The following is an 18,145-nucleotide window of genomic DNA, read 5'->3' as shown; positions in this document are numbered from 1 at the left end:
TAAAACATAAAAGTAACGTTCGATAACTAGTCCCGACTCGTAAAAGTTACCAAAAGGAGGAGTCCCGCGTTGTATTGAATTACTATTTAAGACAGTTCTTTTGCAAAGGGGGCTCAGTTGCTGAACATGCGTTATATCAAGCAATATGTGAATAAGACCGCTGCGGCAATAAGCGCGGCAGCAATTCTTACTTTTGGAGGAATGGTGCAGCAGGACAGCTTTTTAACAGCAGCGGAAGCGGTACCGGCCAAGGCCTTCACCAGCCAGTTTGCTGATGTGGCGAACCACCCTTGGGGGGCCGCGGATATGCAGAAAATGATTCGCCTGGGTATACTGCAGGGTTACAGTGAGAACAACTCTTTTTACGCCAAACCGGAAAAACTTATTAGCAGGGCAGAGTTTGCTTCTCTGCTGGCCCGCAGCATCGGGTTGCCGGATAAAACCGGTGAACTGCCGTTTGAAGACTCCAAGAGCATTCCCGAATGGGCCAGGGGTTCGGTAGGGGCGCTCTATGAGAAAAAGATAGTGCAGGGTGAAAGCGGCCTTACCGGCAAACCTTATTTTAAGCCACAGGAAAATGTGACGCGAGCAGAAATAGTAGCCATGGTCTCCAGAGCGTTAAATTCCGAGCAAGAAAGTGAGGTAACCAATCCCTTTAAAGATGTGCATGAGAATGACTGGTATTATAAAAATGTTTTAGCAGCCAACAAGCTGGGAATTGTCTCAGGACGAACTGCCGGTACCTTTGTTCCTAATGGTACGGCAAAAAGAGTAGAGGTAATGGCTATATTGTCCAGGTTTTTAGAGAAAGACATATCCAGGGCCGATCCGGACAGTGATATAGTTGACACGGTAAAAGATTTTCATGACCAATTGAAGGATATGTATAATAGGAACAAAGGTGACAAGGATTTACTGGCGATGACAACCGGTGAAGCAGAACTTGGCTTAAGAAACGGCGGTGCCGGCATATGGGAGTCGATTCCCTGGGAAGGTTCTTCTGTGACCATAAGGCATCCCTTTGGTGCAGCCTCGGTAGCCAGCAAAAGCGATCGACTGGCAGTGGTCAATTACAGTGTAAGTGTGAGTATATCTCCGGATGATGATTCTGCGAATATAAAGTCGGGTATAAGCGAGAAAGTTTATTTAACTAAAATCGATAACAAATGGGTAATCTACGCTATTGACTTGATATCCGCAAATACTGAATAACAAGTTAAACAGTTATGAGAAAATAGGAACCCCAAAAAACATGTTTGTTGAGAGACATATCAAAGAAGCCCGGGGCTCTGAGGAGGTTCCCGGGTTTTTGTATTATATTTCCTAAAAAAAATAGGTTGTTAAAAAAAGCTAATCCATGTAAAATTAATTAAGCAGCTTAACAATTAAAATCGGGGGTGTGTCAAACTTTCATGTGGAGGTATCTATACAAGTTAAGCATATACGCGGCAGTGGCTTTGGTTTTAATGACAGTCACTACTCCGGCTCATGCAGTAAACCCGCTTTATTTTAATGACTGGTGCCAGGGTAAGAGCAATCAGGTCTTGCCGTCCGGTTATCCTGCCTGGCTGGAAGACAATGCGCAGGATAAAGAAAATGTGGCAAAGGCAATAAAATTTGAATTATATACCGGTTACCCGGATCAAACTTTGAAACTGACGGATAACATAACCAGAGCAGAGTTTGCTGTTGCCCTGGCCAGGGTTCTTGATACCGGCAAAGATGGGGGCAGCACTTGGTACGCTAACAGATTAGATGCCCTGGTGGCTGAAGGCATTCTAAAAGGAAAAACCGGTGACTGGTCATCTCCGATTACCAGGGGTGAAATGGGGCAGTGGACGGGTAGGGCTGCCGGCAAGTACAAGGCTGATATTAAGATAAATAGTATCAGCTTTACCGATACAGTTGACAGTGATATATTAACTGCGGCAAAAGCAGGTATAATCAGCGGTTATAGTGACGGTTCTTTTAAACCCAAGGATAATGCTCAAAGAGTACATGCTGCTTTGATGCTGGTACGCCTGGCAGAGGCTTTGAACAGCAAACCGCTGCCAAATGAAACTGACTTGAGTAATATTGCCCAAAAAGCTTATGAGCAAGAACAAATTGCCAGAAAGGCCTGGGTACAGGCAAAGACAAAAACCCCCAATTATACCCCTGCGGAGGAATATGAATCCAGCTTGAATTTAAAGTGGCTGGCTTTGGCTGAAGTGGAGTACCAAAAGTTAAAGCCTAATTACGGCTGGGCGGAGGATAAGCTTTCTTATTCCGCAAAACCTGTAGAAATGCACCGGACAACCGCAATAATTGAGATATCCGGCAGAGTGCAGAATTATGATAAAGCCGGCAACAAATTATACGATGAATTGGATTATAAGGGCAGCCAGTACTTCATTAAAAGGGACGGCAAATGGGTGCTTACACACGGAGAACCGGTGCATTGAGGTAACTAAAGGTATTTTTTATGATGAATCCGTGAATAAGTTATTGATTAAAGATAGCCTGGGGTTAATACAAAACCACCGGCTATTTTTAGTTGTTAAAATAAGTATGGATAGTCCATGTTTTGTGGCCTGCAAAACTTATACCAACAAGACCAGCAATTCTTTACGCAAAATTAAGAGAAAAATAAAGGAGAAGAATAATTTCTGTAGAAATTTAAAATAAATAAGAGTGTTATCTCATAGTGGTAAATAAAGGTATAATATTTACTCTTTGATAATATTTTAAGGAGAAACGAAATGGCTAAAAAGTCAGAGAAAAGGAAATTCCAAAAGGAAACCGGTGCAAACGTACAAAATAAAGAGAATGGCGCATCATTAACGGGCATGGTTATTCTTGCAGGTTTATCTATGCTGCTGTTTTTTTCGCCTTTTTCCCGAGGCCTATTTTTTGCGACAGAACAAAAAACGGCATTGCTCCTGGCGCTGTTAATTTTTCTTGTGGTTTGCATAGGGAAGTTAATCAGGAAAGAAACAAAAATATTTTATCATCCGATGGATTACTTTTTGCTGGCGCTTCCGGTAGTATATATAATTGCGACATTCAATGCTGTAAATTACAACCTGTCAATTAATGAAATAGTTAAAAATTTATTATACTTCCTGGTTTATTGGACTGTGGTTCAGTCTATACAAAATGAAAGAGACAGAAGCCTAATCCTGCATGCTATATATTTTGCCGCTCTGGGTACGGCACTGGCAGGTTTGGCGGCGGGGATAGGACTTATTGATATTCAAGATGGCATAGCTCTGGCGCCTAAGGTATGGATAAGTTCATCTTTTCAATACCACAATGCTTTTGCCAGTTATCTCGGTGCGGCCTTGTTCCTGGGTTTATACTTTTGGAACAAAACCAGGTCAACCCGTGATGAGCCGGTATTGTCGAGTAAACTCGCATTTTTACCCGGCTGGTTTGTGCGTTTAAATCCGCAGTTAATATTTTATACCAAAATAAATTTTTTGATTTTAACAGTTTTTTGGGCAGCCAAGTCACGAGGCGGTATATTATTTTTTGCCGCTGTATTGCTGCTTTATTTGGTGGTTTTAGGCAAGGATAGGGTAGCTGCAGCAGTATACATGTTGTTAATGTCTGTACCTGCATATATCGCCGCGGAAAAGTTTTTAAGCTGTATGGTGGCTCATCAAATGATTTCCGCTGTACTTTGGGTGGCGACAGGTGTAATTTTGGCAGTGGCCGGGCAGTTGCTATTTATTTTGTATGACAGGCAAATAGGACAATTAGGTCTTGCCGATGAAAAGAATCAGAAATATTTTTTTGCTTTGATTGCTTTGCTTGCAGTCGCAGGCGGGTTGTTTTTGGCCCACTATAGTAATGTTGAGAACAGGGTTTTATCCTTTAGCTATTTGCGAAACGCGCTGGAGAGAATGTACTTTGTTGACGATGCTGTGAAGATGATAAAAGAGCGGCCTTTGCTGGGTTGGGGTGGGGGTGGCTGGGAAGAGGCTTATCGCTCATTCCAGGAGTATCTTTATAATTCCACCCAGGTACATTGCTATTATGTACAAGTAGCTGTGGAGACAGGCATTATGGGTATTTTAACCTTGCTTGGAATTGTTGGCAGCTTCATTATATTGGTTTATAATTTATATTGTGAGCATAAAGAAAATAAGACTAAGCTTCAGGTTGTATTTACCCTTGCTGCGGCGGTGTTGTTTATAGCCGGTCATGCTGCGATGGATTTCAATCTTTCACTCTCTGCTTTGACCATGGTATTGAGTACCTTTTTGGGGATACTGGTTGGGATGTGGAGATTGTCCCCGCAAACTGTTGAAAGAAATCCGATTGACAATAAAGCCGGTTCCGCCGGTTGCCTGTATATAGCGGTGATTATGGCTGTTATTATTTTTGCTGCTGACAGCAGTTTGATATTGTCGGATAAATACGCTAAGTCTGCGAATGAAAGATTTTCGGCAAAGGATGCGACTAACGGAGTCATGTATTTGCAGCAAGCGGTTGAATCTAATCCCTTCAATCCGGCCAATAATTATGCTTTGGCGCAGATATACAGCAGCAGCGGCTTAAAAGACCAGGCTATTGCCGAAGCGAAGAAAGTATTGGAGCTAAGCAAATATGACCCCACCAAGTATGTAAACATTTCCCGTTTATATTATGGTTTGGGTGATAAGGAGAAGGCCGCTGAATTTGCGGAAAAAGCTGTCGAACTGGCTCCGTATAGGATAGAGATGTACGATAACCTTGTTGAATTGTATTATACATTGGGGTATAACGAAATATCTAATCAGAACAAAGAGGCGGCGGCTGAACGCTTTAAGAAAGTTATTGATATTTCAATGGAAATTCAAAACAGAGTAGACAGATTAACCGATTACCAGAAGAAGATGTGGAAAGATGGGCCGATGTTGGCTCTTACCACAAATATGGCCTCAAAAACGGGAGCAGCGCGCTACTTTTTGGGCCAGTATAAAGAAGCAGAGGAAAACCTGAATTTTGCTGCCACTGATGAAAATCTAAAATCAGAAGTTCTGCTCTGGCAGGCACTGGTAGCGGAAAAGCTTGGTTACCCGGAAAAAGCTCAGGAATTCTTGCGGGTTGGGGAAAAAGACAATGAGAAAATTCGGGAGCAGTTTTCAGGGCTGTCCTCAATAAGCCTTAAGTAGAATATGATTACTGATAAGCAGTATTTACTGCGGCAATTAATTCGATTGGATATTTAGGTGGTTAATGCCGGAGCTTATATGAGAATAGTTTGCTCTGGCTAATACTTATTTATTTTCACTTTTGATTCGAGATATAGCCGCTATTTGTATATCAGTCAGTTTTTCCTGGCGGGGGTGTTAGTTTGTCCGGCGATCCGGCAGTAAAGGTACTTATGGATATGAAAAACAGGACTTGCTCAAGTTTGGATGAGACTGTCATATTTTCGCGCAGTCTTCTGGCTGTACCACTTTTAATAATTTTGGATATGCTGGCTATTGCTTTTAGCCTGGGAATTGCCTATCTGATCAGGACATATGTTTTACCGGTTTTGCTGCCGGGATTTTTTCACTCGGGATTGCTGTCCAGTTCCCTGCAAAACTTATGGTGGCAGCCTTTTATTTTGGTTGCCTGCATGATTTATGAAGAGCTGTACCAGAAAAGATTGCCATACTGGAAAGAAGTAGAGAAAATATTAAAGGCTTGTACACTTGCCGTAATATTCTCCATAGCCTTGCTCTACCTGGCCAAGCTGAGCGGTGAAATGTCCAGAACTCTGGTGATGATGACCTGGTTTATGACGGCAGTGTCTATCCCGCTGCTTCGCTATACGGGAAAACTGCTGCTGGTTAAGGCCGGTGTCTGGAGTAAACCTGTGCTGGTTATCGGTGCGGGAAAAACCGCGGAATTGATAGCAAGCGCTTTAAGCAGAGAAAAGACTATGGGCTATGAGATTATAGGTTTGTTGGATGACAACCCTAATCTTACAGGTATTTATAATGCAAAATCTAAGAAGGTCATGCCCGTACTGGGAACATTTGTGCAAGCGGAGAAGATTATTTCGCAAACCAGGGTACAGGAAGTAATTGTCGCTGCACCCGGTATGCCGTCTAAGAAATTGGTTGAGCTGACTAATAGCCTGCAGCCTTTGGTGAACAATGTGATGGTTGTACCGGACCTGTTCGGTTTATCTATGAACGGCATAGAAGTAGAGTATTTTTTTGAGGAGCAGGCCCTGCTGCTAAATGTAAAAAACAGGCTTAAGTCAACACTTAACAGAAGCATAAAGAGACTTTTTGACGTCTTGACCGGTTCAATACTTTTGTTATTATGTATTCCCTTACTCTGTATGATAGCCATTGCCATAAAAATTGATTCCAGAGGACCGGTATTCTTTGCTCACGAACGTATGGGGCAGGGGAGTGAATGTTTTACCTGTTATAAATTTCGAACTATGTATTTAGAGGGTGAGAGCTTATTAAAGAAGCACCTGAGGAAGAACCCTCAGGCAAGGCAGGAGTGGTTGAAATACAATAAAATTAAAGATAATGATCCTCGCGTTACCAGAGTTGGCGCAGTCTTAAGAAGATTTAGTCTGGACGAATTGCCTCAGCTAATAAATGTTGTATTTGGCAACATGAGCTTGGTGGGTCCCAGGCCATATTTAATGAGAGAGAAAAAGCAAATGGGTAACTGGGTTTTCGATATACATGTGGCAAAACCCGGTATAACGGGGCTTTGGCAGGTAAGCGGTCGCAATGAAATTGAATTTGAGGGAAGACTTAAGCTTGATGTTTGGTATGTTAGAAACTGGTCATTGTGGCTGGATATTGTTATGCTTTTGAAAACGCTTAAAGTGGTTTTGAAGCGCGATGGGGCTTATTAATAACAGGATTTTAATAATTTAGAATCAGTAATTATAACCGGCAACAGTTCTAAATAAAGTAGCGGGTGATGTATGTTAAGAAAAGATATCATAAATCCAAATGTTAGCTTAATAATTGTAACGTATAACGCAGAAAAATTTATTGCAGATTGTTTGCTTTCAGTCAATAAGCAAAATTATACTTGTTTTGAAACTATCGTAGTGGATAATGCCTCAAATGATAACACTGTTAACCTGATAAAAACCGGTTTTAGTTGGGCTAGGCTAGTTGAGTCCCAACAAAATTTAGGTTTTACAGGTGGGGTTCATCTTGGCTATTCTATTGCGAAAGGAAAATATATAGCGCTGCTTAACCCGGATACTAGAGCGGATAAAGAATGGCTGGGCAACCTTTTAACAGTTATGGAACGTGATGATGAATGTGGTATTTGCGCTTCCCTAATGCTGAAGTGGGGAACTCAACTGATAGATACCGCCGGTGACGGCTGTACCAGGGCAGGCAAGGGTTTTAAAATAGGGAATGATCAACCGGCAAAATTTTATCAGGAAACCAGGGAGGTTTTCGCCGCTTGTGGAGGAGCTGTTTTGTACAGGCGGAAAATGATTGAGGAGATAGGATTTTTTGATAATAGCTTTTTTCTGCTGCATGAGGATACCGATTTGTGTTTTCGGGCCAGGCTTGCCGGGTGGAAATGCATGTATGTTCATAATGCTATGGTAGAGCATAAAGTTAGCTCCTCAATAGGCTATAAAACACCTTTGGCCGTATATCATTCAGTCAAAAATTCGGATATGGTTTGGCTAAAGAATATGCCCGGTCATTTTTTATTTCTTACGATTCCGGAGAAAGTAATAAGCGATCTGGCTTCTCTTATTTATCTGGGAATAATTCACCACAGGCTTAAAGACTATTTAAAAGCTAAATGGTATATTGTTAGAAATTTAAAAAATATTATCACTGCGCGAAGTGAAATGCAAAAGAAGATAAACAAACATGGAAAACTGGTATTTCAACAGCTCACGCCCTTTTTATCAAATAAGTTTATAATATCCCTATGGAAGAGCAAGTATAAAGAACTGAGATATTTTCTTAATCTTCCCAGGGGGTGAAATTAATTAAACTCAGAATATCAGTAATAATACCGACACTCAATGGGGCAAATGATTTGTCGAAACTGCTTAACCAAATAAAAGTGCAGACAACTGAAATAGATGAAGTAATTGTAATAGATTCACAATCGACAGACGATACAGTTCAAAAAGCTCTTCAATTGGGGGCTAAGGTACTTCAAATACCAAAGCATGATTTTGATCATGGAGGTACGAGAAATTTTGCTGCTAAAAAGGCTATTGGCGACATATTGGTTTTTATGACCCAGGATGCTGTTCCTTATAATAACCATACAATTGAAAATTTGCTGTTGCCCCTGGCAAATCCAGAAACGATAGTTTCATATGGCAGACAGATACCCAAGCCCGGGACCAAAATAACAGATCAATTTCTCAGATTGTATAACTACCCTCAACAAAGCTTGACAAAAGATAAAAAAGACATAAACGCGATGGGCATTAAAACTTTTCAAAACAGCAATGTTTGTGCTGCTTATCGCAGACTCGAATTTAATAAACTGGGTGGGTTTCCTAACCCGGTTGTGTCAAATGAGGATATGCTGTTTGCCGCTAAAGCCATTATGGCCGGTTATAAAGTTGTTTATGCTGCGGATGCTTTGGTCTTGCATTCACATAATTACAGTTATATAAATTTATTTAAAAGATATTTTGATATAGCAGCTTCTCTTGAGCACGAGCCAATTATTAAAAATGTAGGAAGGGCAGAGGCTAAGGGATATGATTTTTTGATAGAACAATTTAAGTTTCTTAGAGAGAATAATAGATTTTTAGCTATTTTTCAGGCCTCTTTGGAAGCTATTTTTAAGTATGCAGGATATAAGCTCGGTGAGAAAAATAACTGTATTCCAATGGGCTTGAAGAAGTATCTGGGCCTAAATAAAAATTATTGGGACAGGCAGTTGAGGAATAAGTGTTAATAATCAAATCCATGAGACATTACTGTTTGATAATTGGAGCCAATTAATTCGATGAATTGTATAATAATAAAGAGGAGACAAAAAAGTGAAAGGTATAATTTTAGCTGGCGGTACAGGTTCGAGACTGTTTCCCTTGACAAAGGTAACCAATAAACACCTGTTGCCTGTAGGTAAGTATCCTATGATATATTATCCCATTAGCAAGCTTGCAGAGGCTGATATTTCCGATATCCTTATTGTTACGGGTAAAGAGCATATGGGGGATGTAGTGAATTTGTTGGGCAGCGGTAAGCAAATGAGGCTTTCCTTTACTTACCGTGTTCAGGATGAAGCCGGTGGTATTGCCCAGGCTTTAGGGCTGGCTGAAGAATTTGCCAAAGGCAATCGCTGTGTGGTAATTTTAGGTGATAATATTTTTTATGACAGCATTTCACCCTATGTGGAAGCATTTAAAAAACAGCAGTCCGGAGCCAGGCTTTTATTAAAAGAGGTTCATGATCCTCAACGCTATGGAGTAGCAGAAATAAATGAAGGCCGGATTATAGGGATAGTTGAAAAACCGACACAGCCCAAAAGCAACTATGCTGTAACCGGAGTTTATATGTTTGATGAACAGGTTTTTGAAATGATTAAAACCATAAAACCTTCCCACCGGGGAGAAATGGAGATTACAGATGTTAATAATATATACATACAACGAGGATCACTGTGTTTTGATGTTTTAAAAGAATGGTGGACAGATGCAGGCACTTTTAATTCTTTGTCTATGGCAAACAAACAGGCTATAGAATATAATCTGGATAATCAAATCTCGAAAATACTTGGGGAACCTGCAGCAGGCATGTAAGGAGGGACGTATAAAAAAAGTATGAATATATTGTTAACAGGCGCTAATGGTATGCTGGGAAAAGATTTGATAGAAGTACTAAAAGATAAGTACTGTCTTAAACTGACAGATAAAAATGAGCTGGATATTACTGACTATATAAAATGCGAAGATTATATTATCAATGAAAAACCTGAATTAATCATAAATTGTGCGGCTTATACTTTAGTTGATAAGTGCGAAGAAGAAAAAGAACTGGCTTATAAAGTTAATGCTATTGGACCCAGGAATCTTGCGATTATTGGCAATGAACACAATATACCGATACTGCATATAAGCACAGATTATGTATTTGACGGTCTAAAGGGTGAAAATTACTTAGAAAATGATATTAAGAGTCCTTTAAGCATCTACGGGGAAACAAAATCATTGGGAGAGGACTATATTGTTGCTCTTACCAACAGATTTTATATTGTTAGGACATCCTGGTTATTCGGTGAAAACGGAAACAACTTCATTAAAACTATGCTGCAATTAGCAAAATCAAAGGATCGCCTAACTGTTGTTAACGACCAGTTTGGCACCCCAACATATACCAAGGATCTGGCTAAGGCTATAGCGAAGCTTATTGAAAAGAACTGTTACGGTATATATCACATTACTAACAGTGGTTATACCAATTGGTGTGATTATGCCAGGTATATATTTTCGCTTACCGGGTGTAAAGTTACAGTTGATCCAATTAGTACTGAAGAGTTTAACCGTCCGGCCCCGAGACCAAAATTTTCAGTTCTTGAGAATAGACTCTGGCAGTTGGAAGGTTTTCCTGTTTTGCGCAGTTATAAAGAAGCCGTTAAGGAATATATAGAGGTTAACTATAAAAGCGAGGATCTGATTAATGGGTAAATTTAATTTTATTAACACAGGTATACAAGGTCTCTATATCATTGAACCAATGATTTTTGGCGATCATAGGGGATATTTTATGGAAACCTATCATTTGAAGGAATTTTCTGAAGCCGGACTTAATATGGCCTTTGTACAGGATAACCAGTCCAAGTCTAAAAAAGGTGTACTCAGAGGACTGCATTTCCAGCGCAAATATCCCCAGGGTAAGTTAGTTAGAGTTATTAAGGGGGAAGTCTTTGATGTTGCGGTGGATTTAAGAATGGACTCAAAGACTTATGGCAAATGGTTCGGGGTAATTCTTTCGGAAGAAAATAAAAAACAGTTTTATATACCTGAAAGTTTTGCTCATGGTTTTCTCGTACTCTCAGATGAAGCTGAATTTGTATACAAATGTACGGATTATTATCATCCTGAGGATGAAGACGGTATACTGTGGAACGACCCCGCAATAGGAATTGCATGGCCATTGGACAGAATAGATGATATTATTCTTTCGGAAAAGGACCAAAAATGGAAAGGTTTAAAGGATACTCATTAGAGTAATAAAGCAAATCACAAGAGGTGCTATATGGGGAAAATATTGGTAACCGGTGGTGCAGGGTTTATTGGCAGCAATTTTATAAAATATATGCTGGACGAATATTCGGAATATAAAATAATAAACCTTGATTTGCTGACCTATGCCGGTAATTTAGAAAATCTGAAAGATGTAGAAAATCATCCAAACTATACTTTTGTATTGGGCGACATTTGTGATGCGATATTGGTTAATCAATTAGTTTCAGAGGGAGTTAAGTATGTAATCAACTTTGCCGCTGAGTCACATGTTGATCGTAGCATAGAAGATCCGGGGGCTTTTGTACGTACTAATGTGATGGGAACCCAAGTGCTTCTTGATGCGGTAAAACGAAATCAGATTAATAAATTTGTCCAGATTTCAACTGATGAAGTATATGGGAGTTTGGGAGAGACAGGCTATTTTACGGAAGATACCCCCTTGGCTCCCAACAGCCCTTATTCAGCCAGCAAGGCTGGGGCAGATACGTTGGTGAGAGCTTATCACGAGACTTTTAATTTACCGGTTAATATCACAAGATGTTCAAACAACTATGGACCGTATCAATTTCCTGAGAAATTAATTCTTCTAATGATTGCCAACGCTCAAGAAGATAAAGAGTTGCCTGTTTATGGAGATGGTCTTAATGTACGTGATTGGCTTCATGTGAAAGATCATTGTTGTGCAATTGATGTTGTGCTCCATAAAGGAAAGCTGGGGGAAGTATATAATATTGGGGGAAATAATGAGAAGAAGAATATAGAAATAGTAAGATTAATTATTGAAAGTCTTAATAAGCCGGAATCACTAATAAAGTTTGTAAAAGATAGACCCGGGCATGATAGGCGTTATGCAATTGATGCGACAAAGATAAAGATGGAGTTTGGATGGGTGCCATCCTATAGTTTTGAAAAAGGTATAAAAGATACGATTAAATGGTATCTTGACAATAAAGATTGGATGGGGAAAATACGTAAAGGACAAAATGTGGAGGTGAGAGGATGAATTCCCATCAAGTTCACCCCTCCTCACCCGTAGCAATGTTTACGAGCTTTTGGCGAAATCGTCATCTCATCTGGCAGATGGCTCGGCGCGAAATTGTGGGGCGTTACCGCGGATCGGTCATGGGCATAGCCTGGTCATTTTTTAATCCGCTATTGATGCTTTTTGTATATACCTTTGTTTTTTCCACTGTATTTAAGTCCCGTTGGGGTGTTGGTGGGGAAGCAAGTAAGTCTGATTTTGCTATTATTTTGTTTGTGGGAATGATCGTTCACGGTCTCTTAGCTGAATGTGTCAATCGGGCGCCGGGACTGATTATTTCCAATGTCAATTATGTAAAAAAAGTAGTTTTCCCCCTTGAAATACTGCCCTGGGTGGTTTTGGGATCGGCGTTTTTCCATAGCTTAGTGAGCCTATTGGTGCTCATGATAGCACAACTCTTTATAAACCAGACCTTGCCCTGGACCAGCATTTTTTTTCCGCTGGTACTGCTGCCGCTTATTTTTGCCAGTATGGGCTTTGGCTGGTTTTTAGCTGCACTGGGTGTTTTTGTGCGCGATATAGGGCAAATTACAGGTGTTTTCACAACAATATTAATGTTTTTATCACCCGTATTTTACCCTGTGTCGGCGCTACCGAAGGCATATAAGACCTGGATGCTGTTAAACCCGCTTACACTTATCATCGAAGAAAACCGCAAAGTATTGATATTCGGTAGTTTGCCTGATTGGTCATCCTTGGTTATCTCATTGTTGGTTGGACTGTTTATAGCTGCCGTTGGCTTTTGGTGGTTTCAGAAAACTCGGAAGGGGTTTGCTGATGTCCTCTGAGAACATTGTTATTAGTATTAAGAATCTTTCTAAGTGCTACCATATTTATGATAGGCCGCAAGACCGACTTGGACAATATATCATTCCGTGTCTTAAGAGGCTTGTTGGTAGACAATCTAAAAACTATTTTCGAGAGTTTTGGGCTTTGCGGGATGTATCCTTCGAGGTTAAAAAAGGTGAGACTGTTGGTATTATTGGTCGTAATGGCTCAGGTAAATCAACTCTATTGCAGATTATTTGTGGCATCCTTACACCGACTAGTGGTACTGTGGAGACTAAAGGGCGTGTTGCAGCTTTGCTTGAACTTGGTTCCGGTTTTAACCCCGAGTTTACGGGGCGTGAGAATGTCTATATGAACGGTGCTGTGCTAGGTCTCAGTAGAGAGGAAATTGACGAACGCTTTGAAGATATTGCTGCATTTGCAGGTATTGGCGAGTTTATCGATCAGTTGGTAAAGACATATTCAAGTGGGATGTATGTGAGATTGGCATTTGCTGTAGCTATTAATGTTGATCCTGATATATTGATTGTAGACGAAGCTTTGTCGGTGGGTGACGAGCTATTTCAACGAAAATGTTTTTCCCGTATCGAAGCTATTCGAAAAAATGGTGCAACGATCCTTTTTGTTTCCCATTCTGGAAGTACTATTGTTGAGTTATGTAACCGGGCGGTGCTTATGGATACCGGTGAAAAACTGGCGATTGGATCACCTAAACAAATAGTTGGTCGTTACCAAAAATTGCTTTATGCGCCGATAGACAAGCAGGGTGATATTCGAAATCAGATTCGCCGAATGGATGAGCAGTTAGTAATCTCTGGGAACATAGAACAGGTTACTCTGACGGAGTCTAACCTAGCATCAGTGGGCAAACAATCATTGAAAGAGATTTTTGATCCCCATCTCAAACCCAGCAGCACTATAGAATATGAATCTCATGGAGCTTATATAGAATCTCCGTCAATTTACACTTTGGCTGGAGAGAGAGTCAATAATCTAATACGCGGGAAGGTTTACCGCTACACATATACGGTGATATTCACTAAAGGTGCAAGTAATGTTCGCTTCGGCATGTTAATCAAGACAACCTCAGGTGTTGAATTAGGGGGGGGAGTATCTGCCGGTTCTCTCAGAGACAGCTTGCCTTATGTGGAAGCCGGTTTCATTTATCGAGTAGAGTTTCGCTTTCGATGTGCTTTGAACCCAGGCGTATATTTTCTAAACGCAGGTGTGGTCGGCATAGTTAATGGCAGTGAAACCTTTTTGCACCGTTTGATTGATATAGCCATGTTTCGAGTAATGCCTGATACAGAAAATTTGGCTACCGGAATTGTTGACTTTGAATGTTTTCCGGAAATAGGTATCCAGGAGGCCAGTGATCATGAGTCAAGAAGGTAAAGACACGAAAAATAAAAAATTAATCGTAGTTTTAGGAATGCACCGGAGTGGTACCAGCGCTGTAACACGTGGTCTTCAGGTTCTCGGAGTGGAACTCGGTAACAGATTAATGCCGCCTCTGGAGGGCAATAATGATAAAGGTTTTTTCGAAGACATGGATTTATACGCACTTAATGTAGAAATGCTACAATCACTTGGAATAGATTGGCATTACCTTGCCCCTGTCGAAGCAAGTGATGTTGACGTGCTTCGTAAAAAAGGATATTTTCTTCGTGCAACTGAATTGCTTCGTCAAAAAGTTTGTGATGTCCCTGTCTTTGGCTTTAAAGATCCGCGTGTTGCGAAACTACTACCATTTTGGAAAGAGGTATTTATACACTGCCAATTTGAACTGGGCTATATCCTGGCTGTACGACACCCTTTAAGCGTATTCAAGTCTCTGGAGAAACGTGATGGTTTTACTTCTGAAAAAAGTTATATGCTATGGTTGGAGCATATTCTTACTAGTCTTTCAGGTATTGAGGGATATAGATGTGTACCTGTTGATTACGACAGACTGATGCATGTACCTGAACGGGAATTGCAACGAATTGCCATTGGTCTTGAATTAAAAATTGATGCAGATGAGTTGCTGCGATACAAAACTGAATTTTTAGACGAAGGGTTACGACATACGGTTTACGATTTGAAGGATCTGTTGCTGGATGATACGATTCCCCCTATCGCATATGAAATCTATACTGCTCTAAACGATGTTTGTGCGGGTAAGAGACGGATAGACGATATAGAGCTAAAGAACCAGATTTCGCTTTGGAGTAGCGAATTCTACCGTATTAAATCATTTTTGCGTCTGGCCGATAAGTTTTCCGAACAGATAGTAACTCTTAACCAGACAGTAAATGAGCGGGATTTTCAGATCAACGAATTGAGCCAAGCCATAGCTGATCGGGATATCCTGTTAGCTAACCTCAATCAGGTTGTAAGCGAGCGAGACGGACAGATATTAAAACTCAATCAAGATATAGCTGGAAGAGACGAGCAAATAACAGTTTATAACCAGGTTATATCTGAGCAGGATAATCAGATATACAGTCTCAATCAGCTTATAACTGAGAGGAATGGTCAGATAGGCACCCTCAATCAAGTTCTAGCTGAGCGGGACGTTAAGATAAGTACCCTCAATCAAGTTGTAGCTAAGCAGGATGTTCAGATAATCAGCCTAACCCAGTCTGTGGGCGAGCGTGATGAGCAGATTGTTGGTCTTAACCAAGCTATGGCCGAGTGCGAAGAACAGTTTGCCGAGGTTTTTTCTTCACGTTCATGGAGGGTTACCAAGCCTATGCGGTTTTTGGGCAGGGTGATGCGGGGTGAAAGAGAAAATGTTCTGGCAGGTTTGCGATCTTATATTCATTTTGATGGGCGTACAAACCAAAAGAATAACCAAGCATCTAGGAGTCGTATAGCACGGAAATTGGTGTCTCATTATTATTCTAGTGTTCTATCTCGACGATGTTTTGCCGCAATAAAGGCTGTATCAGAAAAACTTGTTCAACCATGGTTTCCGGTACTTCATAATAATTTATTCGTGGATTTTAAACAATATTTGCAAAAGCAGTGGTTAGGTGGTAGCGGTGATGTTTCCAATGATGCTTCGACAGAGTTATACTCTTTTCCGAAGATAGTTAAGAATGAAAAATACTACCCGAAAGTGTCGGTTATAGTTCCTAATTATAACCATGCTCGATACTTGAGGCAGCGGCTTGAGTCTATTTATCGTCAAACATACCAGAACTATGAAGTAATTCTGCTTGATGATGCTTCAAGTGATGAAAGTATTCAGATACTAAAGGAATTTCAATTCAATTACCCAAGCAAAACAAGATGCTGCTTTAACAGCGATAACTCTGGCGGTGTTTTCTATCAATGGAAACGAGGCTTTAATTTAGCAACAGGGGAATTAATCTGGATTGCAGAGAGTGACGATTACTGTTCGGAAAATTTGTTAGAAGAGTTAGTTAGGTACTTTAAGAATGAAGCTGTAATGTTAGCGTATTGCAGAACAGTTTTTGTTGATGGAGATTCATCCCAGCAGATCTGGAGTTTAGAGGAGTACCTATCTGAATTAAATTCTGCATTATGGCTTAAGCCATTTATTAAATCCGCTCATCAATTGGTAAATACTTCATGGGGGATAAAAAACATAGTGCCCAACGTAAGTAGTGCGATATTTCGCAATCCTGGAAAATTAGAGCTATTAGAAGACGATGGATGGAAGCAAATGAGAATATGTGGCGATTGGGTCTTCTATTTACATGTTATTCGTGGAGGATTGGTAGCCTATTCACCGAATACAACTAATTATTATCGAATTCACAACAAAAATACCTCAGTTGGCACATACAAGCAGGATATTTATTATCGCGAACATGAAATGGTTGCCAAAGAGTTAATTAAGCTCTATCGCTTAGAAGAGAGGGTTCTGGAAAAACAGCAGCGTGTTCTTGAAGCCCATTGGTGTTCCTGCCGCGAGAATTTTGATGAGGGTTCTTTCAGGAAATGCTATGATCGGAAACGAATTAGTCTACTAGCCAAAAACCGTAAAGCAAATTTACTTATGATTACATATGCACTGGCGACAGGTGGTGGTGAAACTTTCCCAATTAGACTGGCCAATTTATTAAAGTCGGTAGGATACTCTGTTACTTTATTGAATTGCCATCAAGAACCTACGGAGATCGGTGTCAGGAATATGTTGCGTGGAGATATACCATTGTTAGAGTTGGACTATCTGCATAAACTAAATGCGGTTGTTGGTGATATGGGCATTGAAATTGTGCATTCTCACCATGGTTGGGTTGACGGGACCATATGTGCGTTATTAGAAGATAATCCGAATTGTAAGATTATTGTTACTTCACATGGAATGTATGAGATGATGCCGCCAGTTGATTTAGATAGGATTATTCCCTTGCTTGATAAAAAAGTTGACAAGATTGTTTATATCGCAGATAAGAATCTTGAACCATTTGAATCCAGCGTGATAGACAAGAATCGTTTTGTTAAAATAGGCAATGCACTTGAAAAGTTGGAATATGAACCTGTTTCGAGAGAAGAGCTAGGAATAAGTAAAGATGCTTTTGTTCTCTGTTTGGTTAGTCGAGCTATCCCGGATAAGGGCTGGCAAGAAGGCATAGAGGCAATTAAATTAGCACGCCAACTTAGTGGAAAAGAAATTCACTTGCTGTTAGTTGGGGATGGCCCTGAATATGAAAGATTGAAAGGAAATGTTAGATATAGTTATGTCCACCTCTTGGGTTTTAGATCTAATGTTCGTGATTTTTTTGCAGCTTCTGATTTGGGCTTTCTTCCATCTAAGTTTCGTGGTGAGAGCTTTCCGCTAGTAATTATTGAATGCCTTCAGTCTAATCGTCCAATGCTGGCCAGTGATCTTGGAGAGGTTTCTAAAATGCTTGAAAGTGAATCAGGATTGGCAGGAAGCGTGTTCCCATTAAACAATTGGAGAATTCCTGTTGGATGTGTTGCGGAGATTATATCGGAGTATGCAAAGAACAGAGATTTATATTTAGAACATCTCAAGAGAGTTCCTGATACAGCAAAAAAATTTGATCCGAAAGCATTGCTCCATAGTTATGAAGAGGTTTATCGAGAAGTTCTTTCTAATCAGATGTATAAAGTAAACTAAATATTTCACTTAATGGAGGTTCAATTATAAA

13 protein-coding genes are annotated in these 18,145 nt (G+C 40.3%); all 13 read left to right on the top strand.

Annotated elements, in window-relative coordinates:
- The first annotated feature begins 126 nt into the window (after positions 1–126).
- The 13 genes from DTOX_RS20005 to DTOX_RS21785 all read left to right on the top strand — a co-directional run bounded on the left by DTOX_RS20005 (position 127) and on the right by DTOX_RS21785 (position 18,114).
- On the top strand, positions 127–1,212 hold the full coding sequence (locus DTOX_RS20005) for an S-layer homology domain-containing protein (RefSeq protein ID WP_242652638.1): 1,086 nt from the start codon (positions 127–129) through the stop codon (positions 1,210–1,212).
- A 200-nt stretch (positions 1,213–1,412) separates the two neighbouring features.
- Positions 1,413–2,444 carry an S-layer homology domain-containing protein gene (locus DTOX_RS21790; protein ID WP_015759484.1) on the top strand — a complete coding sequence of 344 codons (1,032 nt, stop codon included), beginning with the start codon at positions 1,413–1,415 and terminating at the stop codon, positions 2,442–2,444.
- A gap of 297 nt (positions 2,445–2,741) precedes the next feature.
- On the top strand, positions 2,742–5,141 hold the full coding sequence (locus tag DTOX_RS19990; RefSeq protein WP_015759483.1) for an O-antigen ligase family protein: 2,400 nt from the start codon (positions 2,742–2,744) through the stop codon (positions 5,139–5,141).
- 182 nt (positions 5,142–5,323) lie between these two features.
- Positions 5,324–6,844, top strand: a complete 1,521-nt coding sequence (gene wbaP / locus DTOX_RS19985) for an undecaprenyl-phosphate galactose phosphotransferase WbaP (protein ID WP_015759482.1) — start codon at positions 5,324–5,326, stop codon at positions 6,842–6,844.
- Between the two features lie 72 nt (positions 6,845–6,916).
- Positions 6,917–7,954 carry a glycosyltransferase family 2 protein gene (locus tag DTOX_RS19980; RefSeq protein WP_015759481.1) on the top strand — a complete coding sequence of 346 codons (1,038 nt, stop codon included), beginning with the start codon at positions 6,917–6,919 and terminating at the stop codon, positions 7,952–7,954.
- Positions 7,951–8,892, top strand: a complete 942-nt coding sequence (locus DTOX_RS19975) for a glycosyltransferase family 2 protein (protein ID WP_015759480.1) — start codon at positions 7,951–7,953, stop codon at positions 8,890–8,892. The genes DTOX_RS19980 and DTOX_RS19975 overlap by 4 nt, the downstream gene beginning before the upstream one ends.
- An 85-nt stretch (positions 8,893–8,977) precedes the next feature.
- Positions 8,978–9,739 (top strand): sugar phosphate nucleotidyltransferase, encoded by a 762-nt coding sequence (locus DTOX_RS19970; RefSeq protein WP_015759479.1) that lies wholly within the window; start codon positions 8,978–8,980, stop codon positions 9,737–9,739.
- Positions 9,740–9,760: 21 nt separating this feature from the next.
- Positions 9,761–10,624, top strand: coding sequence for a dTDP-4-dehydrorhamnose reductase (gene rfbD / locus DTOX_RS19965; RefSeq protein ID WP_015759478.1), 864 nt, complete (start codon positions 9,761–9,763; stop codon positions 10,622–10,624).
- Positions 10,617–11,165: a dTDP-4-dehydrorhamnose 3,5-epimerase gene (rfbC, locus tag DTOX_RS19960; RefSeq protein WP_015759477.1), complete on the top strand. Its 549-nt coding sequence runs from the start codon at positions 10,617–10,619 to the stop codon at positions 11,163–11,165. Before rfbD ends, rfbC begins: the two co-directional genes overlap by 8 nt.
- Before the next feature lie 30 nt (positions 11,166–11,195).
- On the top strand, positions 11,196–12,188 hold the full coding sequence (rfbB, locus tag DTOX_RS19955; RefSeq protein ID WP_015759476.1) for a dTDP-glucose 4,6-dehydratase: 993 nt from the start codon (positions 11,196–11,198) through the stop codon (positions 12,186–12,188).
- Positions 12,185–13,015: an ABC transporter permease gene (locus DTOX_RS19950; RefSeq protein ID WP_015759475.1), complete on the top strand. Its 831-nt coding sequence runs from the start codon at positions 12,185–12,187 to the stop codon at positions 13,013–13,015. Before rfbB ends, DTOX_RS19950 begins: the two co-directional genes overlap by 4 nt.
- Positions 13,005–14,411: an ABC transporter ATP-binding protein gene (locus DTOX_RS19945; RefSeq protein WP_015759474.1), complete on the top strand. Its 1,407-nt coding sequence runs from the start codon at positions 13,005–13,007 to the stop codon at positions 14,409–14,411. The genes DTOX_RS19950 and DTOX_RS19945 overlap by 11 nt, the downstream gene beginning before the upstream one ends.
- Complete coding sequence (locus DTOX_RS21785) at positions 14,395–18,114, top strand: glycosyltransferase (RefSeq protein ID WP_015759473.1); 3,720 nt, start codon at positions 14,395–14,397, stop codon at positions 18,112–18,114. The genes DTOX_RS19945 and DTOX_RS21785 overlap by 17 nt, the downstream gene beginning before the upstream one ends.
- Positions 18,115–18,145 lie beyond the last annotated feature (31 nt).

The sequence above is a fragment of the Desulfofarcimen acetoxidans DSM 771 genome, from assembly GCF_000024205.1.
In the GTDB taxonomy this organism is placed as follows: domain Bacteria; phylum Bacillota; class Desulfotomaculia; order Desulfotomaculales; family Desulfofarciminaceae; genus Desulfofarcimen; species Desulfofarcimen acetoxidans.
The sequence above is the reverse complement of the archived record's forward strand: the minus strand, read 5'-3'. Positions and strand labels throughout refer to the sequence as shown.

Bases quoted from the DNA above. Each gene is read 5' to 3' on its own strand.
- DTOX_RS20005 (WP_242652638.1), top strand. From the start codon at position 127: ATGCGTTATATCAAGCAATATGTGAATAAGACCGCTGCGGCAATAAGC.
- DTOX_RS21790 (WP_015759484.1), top strand. From the start codon at position 1,413: ATGTGGAGGTATCTATACAAGTTAAGCATATACGCGGCAGTGGCTTTG.
- DTOX_RS19990 (WP_015759483.1), top strand. From the start codon at position 2,742: ATGGCTAAAAAGTCAGAGAAAAGGAAATTCCAAAAGGAAACCGGTGCA.
- DTOX_RS19980 (WP_015759481.1), top strand. From the start codon at position 6,917: ATGTTAAGAAAAGATATCATAAATCCAAATGTTAGCTTAATAATTGTA.
- rfbD (WP_015759478.1), top strand. From the start codon at position 9,761: ATGAATATATTGTTAACAGGCGCTAATGGTATGCTGGGAAAAGATTTG.
- rfbC (WP_015759477.1), top strand. From the start codon at position 10,617: ATGGGTAAATTTAATTTTATTAACACAGGTATACAAGGTCTCTATATC.
- rfbB (WP_015759476.1), top strand. From the start codon at position 11,196: ATGGGGAAAATATTGGTAACCGGTGGTGCAGGGTTTATTGGCAGCAAT.
- DTOX_RS19950 (WP_015759475.1), top strand. From the start codon at position 12,185: ATGAATTCCCATCAAGTTCACCCCTCCTCACCCGTAGCAATGTTTACG.
- DTOX_RS19945 (WP_015759474.1), top strand. From the start codon at position 13,005: ATGTCCTCTGAGAACATTGTTATTAGTATTAAGAATCTTTCTAAGTGC.
- DTOX_RS21785 (WP_015759473.1), top strand. From the start codon at position 14,395: ATGAGTCAAGAAGGTAAAGACACGAAAAATAAAAAATTAATCGTAGTT.